This window comes from Microbacterium sp. LWH12-1.2 (genome assembly GCF_040675825.1).
Classification (GTDB): domain Bacteria; phylum Actinomycetota; class Actinomycetes; order Actinomycetales; family Microbacteriaceae; genus Microbacterium.
In genome coordinates this window covers 629,949-645,552 of the sequence record NZ_JBEGIJ010000001.1, presented here as the reverse complement: position 1 = coordinate 645,552, position 15,604 = coordinate 629,949, and the positions used below count along the sequence as shown (strand labels likewise).

The window sequence follows — 15,604 nt, the reverse complement described above, 5'->3', positions numbered from 1 at the left end:
GTGGCGCTTCTCAGGCGACTCCGCTGGTTCCCAGGAGCGTTCCGATCGCGAATGTGACCCCCAGAGCGATCGCCCCGCCGAGGACCACCCTGATCGTCGGTCCGAGAGCGGGGTTCCCTCCGATCTTCGCGCTGATGAAACCGGTGAGAGCAAGCGCCAGCAGCACCACCGTGAATGCAACAGGCACCCGCATCTCAAGGGGCGGGAGCAGGATCGCCAGCAACGGAAGCAGCGCACCGAGCGCGAAGGCGAGGGCGGACGCACCGCCCGCAGCCCAAGGACTGACGACCTGACTCTCGGTGATGCCGAGTTCCGCTTCAAGATGCGCGGTCAGTGCGTCGCGTTCGGTGAGTTCTTCCGCCACGAGCCGCGCCGTCGCCGGGCGCAGCCCTTTCGCTTCATAGATGCCTACGAGCTCTTCGAGTTCGGTTGCAGGATCATCGGCCAGCTCGCCGCGCTCCTTCTCGATCAAGGCTTGCTGACTGTCCCGCTGACTACTCACCGAGACGTACTCCCCCAGCGCCATCGAGATCGCGCCACCCACAAGACCTGCGACACCTGCGGTGATCAGCGGTGCCGAGTCCGTTGTTGCTCCGGCGACACCGACGACGAGAGACGCGACCGACACGATGCCATCGTTCGCACCCAGCACACCTGCCCGAAGCCAGTTCAGGCGCCCCGCAATGTCGCCGCGGTGGGGTTCGCCCCCGTGGGCCCGGGATGGCAGCGGCACGGAAGATTCCATGGGCACATCATGGCACCCTCCCCACGATCTGAGGCCGTCATTGTTGATATAAATTGTGCACAATTGAATTGCGTGCAATACTGTTTGACATGACCGTGACCGACGAGATGGTGTGCTTCTCCCTGTACTCCGCTGCGCGCGCCACCACTCAGGCGTACCGCACTCTTCTTGCCCCCTGGGGGTTGACCTACCCGCAGTACCTCGTGCTCGCGATCCTCTGGAACGAGGGCGAACAGAGCATCCGCTCGCTCGGCGACGCGATGCAGCTCGACTCCGGCACACTCTCCCCCTTGGTCCGCCGCCTCGAGCACGCAGGATACGTTTCCCGCGCCCGCCGCACCGAGGACGAGCGGGTCGTGACCGTACAGCTCACGCAACAGGGCAGGGCGCTCCGCGCAGAGGTGGCGCCCATCCGCACTCGAATCGCAGAGCTCGCCGGAATCCGGGACGACGCGCACCGGCGTCGACTCATCGGCGAGTTGCACGAGCTCACCGCCCTGCTCCAGGGCGCATCCACAGCACCTGCACCCGAGGCCAACGCACGCCAGGGTGCCAGCGAATGACCGCAGCACCGAAAGGAATCCACACAATGGAAGCTCTCTACACCGCCGAGGCGCTGGCCACAGGCGCCGGGCGCAACGGCCGCGTCGCCACCAGCGAAGGCCGCCTCGACTTCACCCTTGCGGCGCCCAAGGAACTCGGCGGCAGCGGAGACGGCGCGAATCCCGAGCAGCTCTTCGCCGCCGGATACGCCGCGTGTTTCCACTCCGCACTTCAGAGCGTCGCCCGCGCGCAGAAGGTCTCGATCGCCGATTCCTCGGTCGGTGCGCGCGTGCAGATCGGCTCGAATGGAAACGGCGGCTTCGGTCTCGCCGTTCAGCTCGAAGTCGTCATCCCCGATCTCCCGAACGAGCAGGCACGTGCGCTCGCTGACGCCGCCCACCAGGTCTGCCCCTACTCCAATGCGACGCGCGGAAACATCGACGTCGCCATCACCGTCTCCGACGACTGAATCACGCGGAAGGAAGCACACCATGCGAGCACTCATCCACCCCTCCTTCGGCGAAGCCGACGAGGTCCTCTCCGTCCAGGACCGCCCCGTTCCCGAGCCTGGAGCAGGGCAGGTCCGCCTGCGCATCGTCCTCTCCCCCATCCACAACCACGACCTGTGGACGATCCGCGGCACCTACGGGTTCAAGCCGGAACTGCCCGCGGCATCCGGAACCGAAGCGCTGGGCGTCGTCGACGCACTCGGCGAAGGGGTCGAGAACCTGACCGTCGGACAGCGCGTCACGACCGGCGGCACATTCGGCGCCTGGGCCGAATACGTGGTGACCGGCGCCGCGGGGCTCATCCCCGTCCCCGAATCCCTGTCTGATGAGAGCGCAGCCCAGCTCGTGTCGATGCCGTTCAGCACGATCAGCCTGCTGCACTTCCTCGACGTCAAAGAAGGCGACTGGATCGTCCAGAACGCGGCCAATGGCGCCGTCGGACGGATGCTGGCGCAGCTCGGGGCCGCTCGCGGCGTCAACGTGCTCGGTCTGGTACGCCGCTCCGCCGGGATCGAGGAGCTCCGCGCACAGGGCATCGAGAACGTCATCGCCACCGACCAGAACGACTGGCGGGAGCAGGCGGCGCAGCTGACCGGCGGCGCCCCGATCGTCGCGGGTGTCGATTCTGTCGGCGGCGCCGCAGCCGGCGAGGTCCTCTCGCTCCTCGCCGAGAACGGCACGCTCGTCGCCTTCGGCGCGATGAACTCGCCCACGATGGAGATCGCCTCCTCGGACGTCATCTTCAAGCAGGCCACGGTCAAGGGGTTCTGGGGCAGCAAGGTCATCCAGCAGCTCGAGCCCGCGCTGCGCGGCGCCCTGTTCGGCGAGCTCATCCAGCGCGTGACCGAGGGAACTCTCACCCTGCCCGTCGCCGGCGTCTTCGACGCGGCCGATGTCGCCGACGCCGTGCGCATGAGCATGACGCCTGGCCGTGTCGGCAAGGTCCTGCTGCGGTTCTGAGCGTCAACGTTTCATAGGGGCTGGGGCGCATCGCGCTCCGGCCCCTTTGTCGAGCGCTGGCGCAGCTCGGAGCCGCATCTGTTTCCCATGTCGAAGCACGCTCACGAACACGTTCCTTGGTTGCCGCGTCACTTCGGACGCCCGTCCGACTCCTTCAAGGAGTGATTGATGTCCCGGCACGCGAGACGTCAAGCAGGTGCAAACGACCATGGGAGAGAGCCCGCAATGAAGCAGGAAATCAGCAGACGCACGATCGTAAAAGGGGCGGCGTGGTCCCTGCCGGTCGTCGCAGTGGCGATCGCCACTCCGATGGCTTCAGCCAGTCTGAGCTGTGACGCGCAGCTCGCTGAGCCCGGCGCCTACACGCCATTGACCGTGACGACCGACGTGCTCGAGATGCCGGAGTACCGAGAGACCACCTCATCGGCCCTGCTCGCGCGCGCATTCGCAACCGACAGCACGATCAAGCTTCGGTCCACCATCGTGTATGCGGGTTCGATCGCCCTCCCGGTGGGTGGAGAGATCACGCTCGCCCTGTCGCTCGACCCGACCAGGACGTGGACGAACAGCAGCGCGGTGGTGACTTCCGGTGCCGCATTCCTCACGGCGCCGGTGTACGACCAGAGTCCGACCGGCCCCATCAATACGGGTTGGAATCAGCAGGCCGCGGTCAGGTATGTCACAGTCGCGCCCCTCCCGCAGGGTGCGACGATCATCGTCGATTGGCAGCTCTCGGTAACGGGCAGCAACCCCGATTCGGCCCCATACGCGCATACCCGCACGCGGTTCCCGAACCCATGCGACCCTGCGGGAACCCGCATCGACCGCACGCTCGTCGGACACGAGTCACAGGGCATCGTCACGTCGCCACTGGCCGGCGTGACCGGCTTGGCCCCGTGGCGTTTCGCGCCTCGAGATGACTGGGAGACGGTGCCGCCGCCCACTCCCTGAGCGCGCGACTACTGGGGTGCCGGAGACAGAGCATGATGACCGTCGTGCTCTGCCTCCGGCACGTCTGCGTGTCGGCAGCCCAACGACGCGCGTCATCCGGCTCGAGGTCAGGCGAGAACCCGCGTCACTTTTCGGGTCGTTCTCACTCCTATGCCAGTGAAGCGTTTTTCGTTCGATTCGAAGGGGATTGATCCAATGCACGAGAAGAACACAGAAGTCCCGCAGGGCGGCCCGTCCCGGAGGGCGGTCGTGCGTGGCGCGGCCTGGTCTCTGCCTGTCATCGCGGCCGCTCTGGCGACGCCGATGGCGGCAGCGTCCGTCACCTGCACCACGACCATCAGCAGCGGCGCGGCCGTCTACTCACGACTCAGCGCCACTTCGTCTGTGTTCACCTGGGTCAACCTTTTCGGAGACGGCAAGGACCTCACGCTGACCCTCGCGGCTGTACCCAATGGCGCGAGCAACATGACCATCAACACGACGAACAATCTTCGTCTGGACGCGTCCACGCAGGGCGGCGAAGCACAGCCCAGCGTGCATCTCGCGCTCGACACTGCCGACCTCCGCAACCTCGGCGGTGGTCAGCGTGTGACGTTCAGTTTCGCCCTGGCCGGCGCGCCCGTGACGGTCAACAACCTGTCCTACAAGATCAAAGACATCGACGGCTTTCAGGCACTGGACGGTCGTGGCGGCGCAGAGCGCGTCTTCGTGTCCGACGGCTCCGGCAGTTACAACTCCGACTGGATCGAAGGCGCAGGAACAGGCACCGAGCCGTGGCGTCCCTCCACCGCCTCGCCGAATCCCGAGGTCGCCGCCGGCAGTGCTGCAGGCAACGTCAATGTCGCGGTCGCGTCAGTCAGCGCATTCAACCTCACCTTCGTCGCCAACAACTCAGGGCGCGCCATCGGTGATCGTCCGCCCCAGAACATCTGGGTCGGGCCTTTCACTTTCACCGCGTCGAACCCCGCATGCACGCCGTGACCCGCGTGTAGCAGCCTCAGTGAGACGTCGGTTCGACCCGAGCGAGTGATCCTCCTGCCATCTCGGTGGTGGGAGGATCACTCGCTGAGCACGTCACACCTCCGGCGTCTCGGCCCACGGGCATCCACAGCGACGTCACCTTTCCCGCTCGATCCACTCCTTATTCATGGGTACGTCGCTGGGTCACCCGTCTCCGACCGGCACGACCCGACGGTGCGGCTCTTCGCATTGACCGGCAGCGCGACTCGAGGCGTCGCCGCCGGCAAGTCTGGGGTCCGGAGGGCCGCACCGCACACGAAAACCGTCTCGATTGCTCCCAATCGGAGAATTCTTCGCGATCTCGCGTCACTTCTCGCTGCTCATCGACTCCTAAGAGGAGGGTAGGGTGACGGGAGGTCACCCCACCGGCGCTCCGGTGTCCCGGCGCGTGATTGGGGAGAGGGCAATGGAAGATTCTCGTAGCGACGCCGAACTGCTCACGGCGCTGCGTGCCGGTGATGGTGATGCCTATGCATCGCTGTGGAAGCGCCATGTGGGTCCGGCCTATCGATACGCAGAACGCCTGTACCGGTCTCGCGCCGACGACCTCGTCTCCGACTCGTTCCTCGCGATCTACCAGCTGGTCACGACATCGTCGAAGGGTCCAGAGTTCGCGTTCCGGTCGTACCTGAAAGCGGTCATGCGGAACACCGCGATCCGCTGGTCCAAGGAAGCCAACCATGTCGTCGAGGCCGTCAACCTCGAAATCATCGATCATCGCGACGCACTCAGCATCATCGAGAACGAATCGAACGCCGGCGACCTGCTCAGCGCTTTCCAGACACTCCCGGAACGCTGGCAGCGAGTGCTCTGGCTCGCCGAAGTCGCCGAGACCGGGCGACCGGAGATCGCTCGCGAGCTGGGCATCAAGCCGAACGCCGTCTCGGCGCTGCAGCGCCGCGCGCGCACCGGGCTCAAGTTCCAGTGGCTGTCCCAGCAGATCCCGACCGCGCTGAGAGACGACACCGAGCATGCCGCGCGGCTGATCCCCCGCTACCTCACCGACCTGAACGATGCCGAGGCCACCACTGAAGTGACCGCGCACATCGAAACCTGCGAAACCTGCGATGAGCTGCTCCACGGAATGCGGGGAGCCGCTGCGCGCCTGCAGAGCACGACCCTCGCGGCCGTGGGATTCGGCGCTCTCGGTACCGTCGTTCCGGCTGCGGCGTCGCTCTCTTCGGGCGTCGCAGTGACGACCGTCGCGATGGCCGCCGGAACAGGGATCGGCATCACCACCGGAATCCTCGCCACTGGCGTGAGCGTGCTGACCATCGGCGGCCTGATCCTCACGTCCTGGCTCACCGGTCTACCCACAGCAGAGCCGGCGGCGAAGCCGGCTGACGCCCTCACCACAGAAGTCCCAGCGGTCATCACGGAGAATCTCCCCGACGTCATCACCCCTGACCTGGTGAGCGTCCCGGCGCTTCTGCCGACACTGCCGCGCATCGGGCGCTGGAATGACGATCCGAACATCGACTCGATCGACCTCATCTCCGACCCCGCGCTGCTGCCCAACCTCCCGACCCGGCCTTCGCCCGATGTCACCATCCCGCTTCCCGGGGAGGGCCAGTCGGAGACGCTCACCCCCGGCGTCACCACGCCGAGCGCCTATTCCGACTATCTCGCCCCGGTGATCACGGGCAAGACGACACCCGGCTCCAGCATCGCCGTCGAGGTCGCAGGGGCGCGTTACTCCGCTCCCGTCGCAGAGGACGGCTCGTGGAGCTTCGATCCGCGCGGACTCCAACCGAGCGCGGGAACGCATTCGTACCGGGTATGGGCGTATGACGCCACCACCGAGTCCCCGATATCGACAGGTGAGTTCACCGTGCTCCCGATCGTCGTCGAAGGGTTCGAAGGGATCACCGGTTTCGAGGACATGCTGGCCTCGGAAGCGTCGACCACCGGGCTCGTGATCGCCGTGACCGGCCCCGCCAACGGCACCATCTATGTCAGCACGATGGAGGGGCATTCCGCGATGATCCCCCTGGATGCCACCGGACACGCGGTCAAGCGGCTGCGCATGAACTCCTGGGGATGGTACTACTTCACCTTCCGCGCCCTCGACGACGAAAGCTATTGGGGTCCGGCCGCCGAAGCCGCGCTCGACGTCTACGACCCCGACGTGCTGCATTCCCCGTGGGGCCCCGACGCCGAGGAAATGACGTTCGACTTCACCACGCCCTGAACTCCCGCCCGGGAGGCCGCGATCGGGCCGCCTTGTCATGCGATGTGGGGCTCGCTATTGAAGGGTCGCCATGATGCTCACGCCGATGACGAGGCAACCGGCCACGATGATGCCCCAGATTGGCGCTCCCGCGATCTCCTTGCCTATCCAGGGGGTGTGTTCATAGCCGTGACGACTCCTGCGCCGTCGCTTACGGCGCACCTTGATCGGTGCCGTCACCTCCACGAGATCTCGAGGAGCGGAGGTTGAGGAAGGAAGCGGAGAGTTGATGTCGTCATCCGTTCTCTGGAGGTGTAGCGACCTGTCGCCAGGGTCGTCAAGCGAGGGTGTGTCCTGGTGGGGACGTCGCGGGTGACCGCGGCTTCAGGTGCTTGGGAGAGAACCAGATCAACCCCACCAGGACGTCACCGGTCCGGATCGTCCTGACGGAGGGTCCATGTTGGTCGGTGCATCCGCGGATCCAGAACGCTGGGTTGCCGTTCCATCTCCACATCAATAAGGAGTGCAGGATCCGCGAATGGTGACGCCGACGAAGCTCGTTTCTCGATCCTTGAGAGAAGGCCAGGACTCAGAGCGCTCCAGCCCGCTGTGTCGGTGCCCCGAGGCACACTGTCGGGTATGAAGATCACACTCGCGCAGCCCGCAGGACTGGTCGTCAGTCCCGCATTCAGTCACGTCGCCGTCGTGCCTCCCGGCGCGACGACGATCTACGTCGGCGGCCAGAACGGCGTGGACGCCACCGGCTCGGTGGTCTCACCGGATGCGGTGAGCAGTCGCTCCGCGCCGTCGAGAACGCCCGCATCGCCTTGGAGTCCGCAGGGGCGGGCCTTGACGACGTGATCAGCTGGACCGTCCTGATCCATCAAGACGCGGATCTGCGGGCCGCGTACGGTGCGGTCGCCTCGAAGCTCGCACGCGATGGCGCCCCTCCCCTCGTCACCGCTGCGATCGTCGTCGGTCTCGGCGTTCCCGGCGCGCTGATCGAAGTGAGCGCCGTCGCCGCCGTCATCCGCGACTGAACCCGGTCGGTCAGCTGATCGCGACACCGATCGCCGTGACGATCACAGCGAGCAACGGCAGGCAGCCCTGCATGATCGCGGCACGCGCCTTACTGCGGTCCGAGAGGATCAGCACGAGCGCGGCCGCCAGCATCATTCCGGTTCCGGCGAAGACGAGGGTCAGACCGATGGCGGCCAGCCCGGAGATGAACAGCGCGATGCCGAGAAGCGTCGTCAGGGCGAGGAACAGGTTGTAGAAGCCCTGGTTGAAGGCCAACTGCTTCATCGTCACGGCATCCGCCTCACTGGCGACGCCGAAGATCTTGCGCGTCTCGGGCTCCGTCCACCTCAGCGACTCGAGGGCGAAGATGAAGACGTGGAAAGCGGCGGCGGCCGCGGCGAGGATCAATCCGACGATGAGCATGGGCTGATTCTCCCGCCTCAGCGCCGCGTCACCAAACATTCAGACCAGGAAGATCGGCAGCAATCCCGGATTGTGGCCGTGCACGAGCACTGCGAACACCACCGCATCGAACAGCAGATGCACCGTGACCACGTACGCGAGCGAGTGCGTCCGCAGGAAGATCCACCCCTGCAGCAGCGCGAAGGGGATCGTCAGCAGTGGCCCCCACTCGCGGTAGCCGAGTTCCCACAGGAACGACACGAAGACGACGGCCTGCAGCACGTTCGCCGCAGCATCGGGGAAGTGCCGTCGCAGCAGTGCGAATACGGTGCAGATGAAGAAGAGTTCATCCCAGATGCCCACGGCCCCGACGCCGACGAACAGGCGCGCGATGAGTTCCGGCGAGTCGACCACCGGCCAGTTCTGATAGACGCCGCTGGTGATGAAGTAGAACGGCAGGATCAGCCACCCCAGCACCAGGACGGCGATGAGCCATCCCCACTGCAGCCGGCCCCAGCGCCTGCCGGTGCGCCAAGGGAAGCTGATCGCACGGTCCCGGAACACGAACCTCGAGATGAGATACGGCACGGCCACGGCGCCGCCGAGCGCCAACGTGAAGCGCAGCATCGCGAGGTTGTCGAGCTCCGCCGCCAGGGGAATGACACTGACGATGAGCATCCCGAGACCGATGAGCGAGAGATCCCGCGTCAGCGACGGACCGGATGCCATCGCGCGCCCCCGCTCGATCGCCCAGGCGCCGCCGATGCCGAGAGCCAGCAGCACCCACCCGAGCCAGGCCCACTGCACCACGAAGAACGCCGGGGCCGCAGCGCATACGAGCGCGGCCGGCACCACCGCGGGCCAGAGCGCCGTCGTGCGTCGCGATGAGATCACGCCCGCGTCTTCCGCCGGTACACCAGATCGCGGATGTCGCGGCCCTTCGCGATGCCCTTCTGCTCGAATGCGGTCATGACTCGACCCACGAAGCGCTCCGCCCATTCTCCGTCGAAGGCGCGCTCGAACAGCGGATCGGCATCCAGCACCTCGCGCATCTGGAGCGCGTAATCCTCCCAGTCGGTGGCGAGACGGAGCAGCCCGCCGTCGCGCAACGCGCGCGCAACCGTCTCTCCGAAACCGGGCCGCACGAGCCGCCGCTTGTTGTGCTTGTTCTTGTGCCACGGATCGGGGAAGAAGATCCACACCTCGGCGGCCGCCCCTTCCGGCAGGTACGACGACAGCACTTCCGGCGCGTTCGCCTCGACAAGCCTCAGATTGCGAGCTCCCTCGCGGTCGGCATCCAGCATGGTGCGGGCGAGTCCCGCGCGGAAGACCTCGACCGCCAGGAAGTCATCGTCGGGGCGCGACAGCGCGGCGGAGACGATCGCGTGCCCCTGCCCCGAACCGACCTCGACGTAGAGGGCACCAGAGCGTCCGTACTCGACCGCCGGATCGAGCCGGGCATCCGGGTGCACCGACGTCTCGGCGGCGCCGCGCGGCACATCGAGCAGATAGTGGGTCGCGAGTTCGGCGAAAGCCCGCTCCTGTCCCTCGGACATCCGTCCACTGCGGCGCACGAAAGACACCGGTTCGTCACGGAAGATGCGGGGTTCAGGCATGGTTCCAGGGTAGTCGCGTGACATCCTGCACTTCCCCTGGCGCTTCTCAGACGGGTGTCGTGACGAAGTCGATGAGTTCCTCGACCCGACCCAGCAGCGCCGGTTCCAGGTCGCGATAGGTGTGCACCTTCGACAGGATGTGCTGCCACGCCCGTGCGGTGTCGGCCTGGGTCTCGTGGGGCCAGCCGAATGCGCGGCAGATGCCGGTCTTCCAATCGGTGCCGCGCGGGATCTCCGGCCAGCGGGCGATGCCGAGCGCCTGCGGGGTGACGCACTGCCAGACGTCGATGAACGGATGTCCCACGATGCGCACGTGGCGACCGTGCGGGCCCCGCGCGACCGCATCGGCGATCCGAGATTCTTTCGATCCGGGCACCAGGTGATCGACCAGAACGCCGTAACGACGGGTCGCGCTCGGCGGTTCCGCGGCGAGCAGATCGTCCAGGAGGTCGACTCCCTGCAGGAACTCGACGACGACGCCCTCGACGCGCAGGTCGTGACCCCACACCTTCTCCACGAGTTCGGCATCGTGCCTGCCCTCGACCAGGATGCGGCTGGGCAGTGCGACCTTGGCGCGCTGGTCGCCGACCGCGAAGGAGCCGGATGCAGTGCGTCGGGGTGCCTGCGCCTTGGGTGTCGGCACCGTCAGCCGCACAGGCGCTCCGTCGATGAGGAACCCCCCGCCGAGCGGGAAGAGCCGCTTGCGACCGGCGCGGTCCTCCAGCTCCACGACGCCGCCCTGTACGCGCGTCACCGCGCCGCAGAATCCGTCGTCCGCGACTTCCACCACCATGTCGAGTTCGGCCGGTACCTGAGGCACCGGCTTCGCGGCACGTTCGCGCCACCCGGCGGCGAGCACATCCGAGCCATACCTGTCGTCCATGCTCTCCAGCGTATGTGTCTCCGCTGACGGCGAACGGCGATCCCCCTCCGGATGCTGTCGCGTGTCGGCCTGTGTGCATAGACTCGTGGCATGGGGGCACGGCAGCCAGTCGGAGGGAACACGATGAGGACTCGCTGGGTCACGATGGCCGCGCTGGCGCTGGCTGCAGCACTCGGAGCGTTCTCCGCCACAGCGGCGTCCGCCACCGATCCGCTCACGCTCGACTCCGGGTATGTGACGGATGACGTCGGCGTATTGAGCGCCGGCGAGCAGGACGCGGTCGAAGCGCGGCTGCTGCAGCTCACCGAGAACTCCGACGCCGATCTGTTCGTCGTGCTGGTCGACAGCTTCACCTCGCCCTCCGACTACGTGCAGTGGGCGGACACCGTCGCCGACAACAACAACCTCGGCCCTGAGCAGTATCTCCTCGCGATCGCCGTCGAGCAGAGCGCGTATTACATCTCGGCCGCTCAGGGCGGCCCGCTCAGCGACGGCAAGCTCGACGCCATCGAGGACAAGATCCAGCCCCTGCTGGCTCAAGGCGACTGGGATGGGGCGATCATTCTGGCGGCCGATGAGATCCAGGGCGATGGCGGTGCCGGTGCTCTGCGCGTCGGTCTGGTCATCGCCGGGATCGTGGCCGCAGCGCTCGTGATCTGGCTGATCGTCAAGCTCGTCGCACGATCCCGCCGGAACGCCGCGATCCGTGAGCGTGGCGCCATGCCGGAGGCCCCCGATCCGAACGATCCGTTCTCGACGTTGACCGACGCGCAGGTCGAGACGCAGGCCGGCTCCGCCCTCGTGCAGGCGGACGACGCGATCACATCCAGTCGAGAGGAACTCGGCTTCGCCGTCGCCCAGTTCGGTGAGGGTGCGACCGCCGCATTCAGCAGCGCTGTGGACACGGCGAAGGCGAAGATGTCGGAGGCGTTCGACCTCAGGCAGAAACTCGATGATGAGATCGAAGACACCGTCCACGACCGACGCGCCTGGCACATCCGCATCATTCAGCTCTGCGACGAGATCGACGACGTCCTCGATGCCAACACCGAGGCATTCGACGCGCTGCGAAAGCTGGAACAGAACGCCCCGCAGGAACTCGAGCGGGTGCGCTCCGAGCGCGCGGCTCTGCAACCCGTGCTCGCCGGAGCCGCCCCGGCGCTCTCGGCGCTGTCCGCGTCCTACGACGCCACCGCGTTGAGCACTGTCGCCGACAACCCCGCCCAGGCGCAGGAACGTGCCGCGCTCGCCGATCGCTCGATCGATGCCGCGGGAGCAGCGATCGCGGCAGGCAAATCCGGCGAGGCTGCGTTCGCGATCCGCACGGCCGAGCAGTCCGTCGCCCAGGCCGCACAGCTCTCGCAGGCGATCTCGGCGCTCGGCACCGAGCTCGCGGCCATCGAGACGCAGGCACAGGCTCTGGTCACCGAACTGCAGGGCGATGTCGCCACGGCTCAGCAACTCCCCGACGCCGGTGGCACCATCGCCGCCGCGACAGCGGCGACCACCGACCTGCTGCGACAGGCTCAGGCGAACCTCAGCGGTTCGGCACGCAGTCCGCAGCGCACGCTCGAGGCACTGGCAGCCGCGAACACGCAGATCGACGCCGCGATCGCGCAGGGCACCCAAGCCGTGGAACGCGCGCGTCGCGTGCAACAGATGCTCGAGCAGACGCTTTCGCAGGCGAATTCCGAGATCCGCGCCTGTCGCGAGTACATCGAGACCCGCCGCGGCACCGTCGGCTCCACCGCACGCACGCGGCTCTCGCAGGCTGAGACCTCGCTCACTCAAGCGTTGAACCTGCGGGCCACCGACCCAGAGGCCGCGCTCACCGAGGCCGGCCGCGCGGTCGAGCTGGTGCGCCAAGCGACGTCTTCCGCCCAGGCCGACGTCGAGGCGCAGAACCCGCAGCGATACCCGAACGACAACTGGGGCGGCGGCGGCCTGTTCGGCGGTTCCAGTTCCGGCGGCGGCTCCGGACTCGGCGGCGACATCCTGGGCGGCATCATCGGCGGTCTCCTCTCCGGTGGAGGAGGCGGAGGCGGCTCTTCGCGCAGCAGCAGCTGGCGCTCCAGCGGAGGCGGGGGCTTCCGCAGCTCCGGCTTCGGCGGCGGCGGACGCTCCAGCGGAGGCCGCAGCGGACGCTCCGGAGGCGGACGCTTCTGACCCGCATAGAAACCGAAATTATGATCTCGACGAAGACCCTCTGAAAGGAATCACGCATGATCAAGCAGTCCATCTTCGGACGTATCTCGACCCTCGTCCGCGCGAACATCAACTCCCTCCTGGATTCTGCAGAAGACCCGCAGAAGATGATCGATCAGCTCGTCCGCGACTACACCAACAGCATCGCGGATGCCGAGTCGGCCATCGCCGAGACGATCGGAAACCTGCGTCTGCTCGAGCGTGACCACGAGGAAGACGTGCAGTCGGCGACCGAGTGGGGCAACAAGGCCCTCGCCGCGAGCCGCAAGGCCGATGAGATGCGCAACTCCGGCGACGCGACCGATGCCGACAAGTTCGACAACCTCGCGAAGATCGCACTTCAGCGCCAGATCAGCGCGGAGCGCGAGGCCACCGGCGCCGAGCCGCAGATCGCCGCTCAGACCGAGATCGTCGACAAGCTCAAGAGCGGCCTGAACGGCATGAAGGACAAGCTCGGCGAGCTCAAGAACAAGCGCAGCGAACTGCTCGCACGCGCCAAGGTCGCCGAGGCGCAGACCAAGGTGCACGACGCCGTCTCGTCGATCAACGTCCTCGACCCGACCAGCGAGCTGGGCCGGTTCGAAGACAAGGTCCGCCGCCAGGAGGCCATCGCGCAGGGCAAGACGGAGCTGGCTGCGTCCAGCCTCGACGCCCAGTTCGAAAGCCTCGAGGATCTCGGCGAGCTCACCGAGGTCGAGGCCCGCCTTGCCGAGCTGAAGGCCGGCAGCAGCGCCCCGCGTCAGGCCATCGAAGGCTCCTGATCGCATCCGGCGGATGCTCCGGGCCGATGTGTCCGGGGCATCCGCCCTTCTCTTCTCCGGAGGCACTCATGGTGCGGTTTCTCGTCGTTCCGCAGTGGCAGGGTTCGCCCGCGCCCCGCGCGATGCTCCTCGTCGACGGCGCCTCGGCGATCACCGGAGACCTTCCCCGCGCCGCGACGACGGTGCTGGATGTTCCCGTGGAAGCAGGAGAGTCGCTCGGAACCGGTGTCCGCCGGCTGAGTGCGCTGCTGCGCACCCGCGAACTCGTCCGCGAGCACGGCGGCGCGGACACGGTCGTCATCGGCGGCGACTGCAGCGTCACCGTGGCGGCCCTCGCGGCACTTCCGTCCGGGACGGAAGACCTCGCGGTGGTCTGGTGCGATGCCCACCCCGATCTGCACACGCCGGAGTCCTCGCCGTCCGGCGCGTTCTCCGGAATGGCCCTGCGCGCGGTGCTCGGCGAAGGAGAGCCGCAGCTCGCCCTCTCCCCCGGCGTTCCGCGGGCACGCATCGTCACGGTCGGCGTACGAAATCCTGATGATGGCGAGATCGAGCACCTCGATGGCCTCAGCCGACTCTCCGTCGCCGACCTCGATCAGGTCGACGCCCTCGCCGAGGCTGTGGCCGCCACCGGCGCTTCCCGCGTCTGGGTGCACATCGACGTCGACGTCCTCGATCCCGCAGACATCGTCGGTGTCTCGTCACCGGCACCGTTCGGCATCAGTCCGGCCACCCTGGGTGCGGCGATCCGACGGTTGCGCGAGCGGGTGCCGTTGGCCGGCGCGACGATCGCGGGTTTCGCCCCCAGCACGCCCGCCGCTGCCGTCGACGACCTCGGTGCGCTGCTGCGCCTGGTCGGAGCGGTGGCGTGACGCCAGATTGGCGCCCCGCAGCGGATGCCTCTCTGGCCCGCGGGCGACGTTTCGATCGCCGCATCCCCTCATTCCTGCTCCGTTCGCCGATCAGCCGCGTCGGGTACTGGTGGGGCACCGCCGTCGGCTGGATCTGGGGCGGACTCTGGAGCACCGGCCCGGTCGAGCGACGTGAAGGGCTGTGGGTGTTCCGCGGCATGCCGAGCTGGACGTTCAATCGCGGCGGCGTGTGCGTCGGCGAATGCTTCCTCACGGGTGACGACCGTCCGAGCGATGCCGTGCTGCGGCACGAAGCCGTGCACAAGAAGCAGTGGCAGCGGTACGGGTTTCTGATGCCCGTCCTCTATCTGTTCGCCGGTCGTGACCCGCTGCAGAACCGTTTCGAGATCGAAGCCGGTCTGGAAGACGGCAACTACGTGCGCCGTCGCCGCTGAGAGCGTGACGGATCAGCGCGCGGCTGGCAGCAGACCGAAGCGCTCGGGTGCGTAGATCGTCGTCGCCTCGACTGCGAGGTGCCCTGTGAGGTGCTCGACGATGTCGGCGGTGCCGAGGTATCCGCCGAGGAGGGTGACCCGGGTCTCGAGCTCATCACCGCAGAGCATCTCATCGGCCCAGGCGCACGTCGCGCGTGACAGCGCCTGACCGGGCGCGCAGGAACGGCCGGTGCCGGGCGCTCCCGAACGATCTCCACGAGCGAGCCAGGTGACGGTCATGCGCGCGGGAGCATCGATCACGCCGATGTCTTCCTTTTCGGGCACCTCGATGAAGATGCGTCCGGAAGCGCAGAGCGGCAGCGTCGCCAGGAACACCTCGAGATCGGCGAGCGAGTGCTCGTCTGCCGTCACCAGGTGGTGAGCGCGTCGACGGGCAGCACGGCGCTGTGCGCGCGTGGTGACGGTGTCGAGGGAGGTGTTCATGGTGCCTCCATGATATCACCTGGCGAAGGG

At 67.2% G+C, this 15,604-nt stretch carries 16 protein-coding genes and 1 pseudogene; 11 read left to right on the top strand and 6 right to left on the bottom strand.

Going from position 1 to position 15,604, the window contains the following annotated elements; all coding sequences use genetic code 11:
* Positions 1-10: 10 nt before the first annotated feature.
* On the bottom strand, positions 11-745 hold the full coding sequence (locus tag MRBLWH12_RS02960) for a VIT1/CCC1 transporter family protein (protein ID WP_363545935.1): 735 nt from the start codon (positions 743-745) through the stop codon (positions 11-13).
* A gap of 89 nt (positions 746-834) precedes the next feature.
* Between MRBLWH12_RS02960 and MRBLWH12_RS02955 the strand changes: the two genes are divergently transcribed.
* From MRBLWH12_RS02955 to MRBLWH12_RS02925, 7 genes and pseudogenes are all read left to right on the top strand, one after another.
* Positions 835-1,308 (top strand): MarR family winged helix-turn-helix transcriptional regulator, encoded by a 474-nt coding sequence (locus tag MRBLWH12_RS02955; protein WP_363545932.1) that lies wholly within the window; start codon positions 835-837, stop codon positions 1,306-1,308.
* 26 nt (positions 1,309-1,334) lie between these two features.
* Positions 1,335-1,757, top strand: coding sequence for an organic hydroperoxide resistance protein (locus MRBLWH12_RS02950; RefSeq protein WP_341975211.1), 423 nt, complete (start codon positions 1,335-1,337; stop codon positions 1,755-1,757).
* 22 nt (positions 1,758-1,779) lie between these two features.
* Entirely contained in the window at positions 1,780-2,757 is a 978-nt protein-coding gene (locus MRBLWH12_RS02945; RefSeq protein WP_363545929.1) for a zinc-binding dehydrogenase, read from the top strand.
* A gap of 225 nt (positions 2,758-2,982) precedes the next feature.
* Positions 2,983-3,708 carry a hypothetical protein gene (locus MRBLWH12_RS02940; RefSeq protein ID WP_363545926.1) on the top strand — a complete coding sequence of 242 codons (726 nt, stop codon included), beginning with the start codon at positions 2,983-2,985 and terminating at the stop codon, positions 3,706-3,708.
* Between the two features lie 195 nt (positions 3,709-3,903).
* Positions 3,904-4,689 carry a hypothetical protein gene (locus MRBLWH12_RS02935; RefSeq protein ID WP_363545923.1) on the top strand — a complete coding sequence of 262 codons (786 nt, stop codon included), beginning with the start codon at positions 3,904-3,906 and terminating at the stop codon, positions 4,687-4,689.
* A 445-nt stretch (positions 4,690-5,134) separates the two neighbouring features.
* Positions 5,135-6,919, top strand: a complete 1,785-nt coding sequence (locus tag MRBLWH12_RS02930; protein ID WP_363545920.1) for a sigma-70 family RNA polymerase sigma factor — start codon at positions 5,135-5,137, stop codon at positions 6,917-6,919.
* 618 nt (positions 6,920-7,537) lie between these two features.
* Positions 7,538-7,938, top strand: a pseudogene (locus tag MRBLWH12_RS02925) (RidA family protein).
* Positions 7,939-7,948: 10 nt separating this feature from the next.
* Here the strand turns inward: MRBLWH12_RS02925 and MRBLWH12_RS02920 are convergent.
* Genes MRBLWH12_RS02920 through MRBLWH12_RS02905 form a run of 4 tightly spaced genes read right to left on the bottom strand, consistent with a single transcriptional unit; the run spans position 7,949 to position 10,819 of the window.
* Positions 7,949-8,341: a DUF1304 domain-containing protein gene (locus MRBLWH12_RS02920; protein WP_363545918.1), complete on the bottom strand. Its 393-nt coding sequence runs from the start codon at positions 8,339-8,341 to the stop codon at positions 7,949-7,951.
* A 39-nt stretch (positions 8,342-8,380) separates the two neighbouring features.
* The gene (locus MRBLWH12_RS02915; protein ID WP_363545915.1) at positions 8,381-9,214 is read right to left on the bottom strand and encodes a CPBP family intramembrane glutamic endopeptidase; all 834 of its coding nucleotides are present in this window, start codon (positions 9,212-9,214) and stop codon (positions 8,381-8,383) included.
* The gene (gene trmB, locus MRBLWH12_RS02910; RefSeq protein ID WP_363545912.1) at positions 9,211-9,936 is read right to left on the bottom strand and encodes a tRNA (guanosine(46)-N7)-methyltransferase TrmB; all 726 of its coding nucleotides are present in this window, start codon (positions 9,934-9,936) and stop codon (positions 9,211-9,213) included. Before trmB ends, MRBLWH12_RS02915 begins: the two co-directional genes overlap by 4 nt.
* A gap of 46 nt (positions 9,937-9,982) precedes the next feature.
* Positions 9,983-10,819: a DUF3097 domain-containing protein gene (locus MRBLWH12_RS02905; RefSeq protein WP_363545909.1), complete on the bottom strand. Its 837-nt coding sequence runs from the start codon at positions 10,817-10,819 to the stop codon at positions 9,983-9,985.
* 123 nt (positions 10,820-10,942) lie between these two features.
* Between MRBLWH12_RS02905 and MRBLWH12_RS02900 the strand changes: the two genes are divergently transcribed.
* The 4 genes from MRBLWH12_RS02900 to MRBLWH12_RS02885 all read left to right on the top strand — a co-directional run bounded on the left by MRBLWH12_RS02900 (position 10,943) and on the right by MRBLWH12_RS02885 (position 15,091).
* A complete protein-coding gene (locus tag MRBLWH12_RS02900; RefSeq protein WP_363545906.1) occupies positions 10,943-12,985 on the top strand; it encodes a TPM domain-containing protein in 2,043 nt (680 codons plus the stop codon).
* A 56-nt stretch (positions 12,986-13,041) separates the two neighbouring features.
* Entirely contained in the window at positions 13,042-13,785 is a 744-nt protein-coding gene (locus tag MRBLWH12_RS02895) for a PspA/IM30 family protein (protein WP_363545903.1), read from the top strand.
* A gap of 68 nt (positions 13,786-13,853) precedes the next feature.
* Positions 13,854-14,657 (top strand): arginase family protein, encoded by an 804-nt coding sequence (locus MRBLWH12_RS02890; protein WP_341975224.1) that lies wholly within the window; start codon positions 13,854-13,856, stop codon positions 14,655-14,657.
* Complete coding sequence (locus tag MRBLWH12_RS02885) at positions 14,654-15,091, top strand: Fe-S oxidoreductase (RefSeq protein WP_363545900.1); 438 nt, start codon at positions 14,654-14,656, stop codon at positions 15,089-15,091. The genes MRBLWH12_RS02890 and MRBLWH12_RS02885 overlap by 4 nt, the downstream gene beginning before the upstream one ends.
* 12 nt (positions 15,092-15,103) lie before the next feature.
* Here the strand turns inward: MRBLWH12_RS02885 and MRBLWH12_RS02880 are convergent, their stop codons facing one another.
* Positions 15,104-15,574 carry an SIP domain-containing protein gene (locus MRBLWH12_RS02880; RefSeq protein ID WP_363545897.1) on the bottom strand — a complete coding sequence of 157 codons (471 nt, stop codon included), beginning with the start codon at positions 15,572-15,574 and terminating at the stop codon, positions 15,104-15,106.
* Between the last annotated feature and the right edge of the window lie 30 nt (positions 15,575-15,604).

Bases quoted from the DNA above. Each gene is read 5' to 3' on its own strand.
- MRBLWH12_RS02960 (WP_363545935.1), bottom strand. From the start codon at position 745: ATGGAATCTTCCGTGCCGCTGCCATCCCGGGCCCACGGGGGCGAACCC.
- MRBLWH12_RS02955 (WP_363545932.1), top strand. From the start codon at position 835: ATGACCGTGACCGACGAGATGGTGTGCTTCTCCCTGTACTCCGCTGCG.
- MRBLWH12_RS02950 (WP_341975211.1), top strand. From the start codon at position 1,335: ATGGAAGCTCTCTACACCGCCGAGGCGCTGGCCACAGGCGCCGGGCGC.
- MRBLWH12_RS02945 (WP_363545929.1), top strand. From the start codon at position 1,780: ATGCGAGCACTCATCCACCCCTCCTTCGGCGAAGCCGACGAGGTCCTC.
- MRBLWH12_RS02940 (WP_363545926.1), top strand. From the start codon at position 2,983: ATGAAGCAGGAAATCAGCAGACGCACGATCGTAAAAGGGGCGGCGTGG.
- MRBLWH12_RS02935 (WP_363545923.1), top strand. From the start codon at position 3,904: ATGCACGAGAAGAACACAGAAGTCCCGCAGGGCGGCCCGTCCCGGAGG.
- MRBLWH12_RS02930 (WP_363545920.1), top strand. From the start codon at position 5,135: ATGGAAGATTCTCGTAGCGACGCCGAACTGCTCACGGCGCTGCGTGCC.
- MRBLWH12_RS02920 (WP_363545918.1), bottom strand. From the start codon at position 8,341: ATGCTCATCGTCGGATTGATCCTCGCCGCGGCCGCCGCCGCTTTCCAC.
- trmB (WP_363545912.1), bottom strand. From the start codon at position 9,936: ATGCCTGAACCCCGCATCTTCCGTGACGAACCGGTGTCTTTCGTGCGC.
- MRBLWH12_RS02905 (WP_363545909.1), bottom strand. From the start codon at position 10,819: ATGGACGACAGGTATGGCTCGGATGTGCTCGCCGCCGGGTGGCGCGAA.
- MRBLWH12_RS02900 (WP_363545906.1), top strand. From the start codon at position 10,943: ATGAGGACTCGCTGGGTCACGATGGCCGCGCTGGCGCTGGCTGCAGCA.
- MRBLWH12_RS02895 (WP_363545903.1), top strand. From the start codon at position 13,042: ATGATCAAGCAGTCCATCTTCGGACGTATCTCGACCCTCGTCCGCGCG.
- MRBLWH12_RS02890 (WP_341975224.1), top strand. From the start codon at position 13,854: ATGGTGCGGTTTCTCGTCGTTCCGCAGTGGCAGGGTTCGCCCGCGCCC.
- MRBLWH12_RS02880 (WP_363545897.1), bottom strand. From the start codon at position 15,574: ATGAACACCTCCCTCGACACCGTCACCACGCGCGCACAGCGCCGTGCT.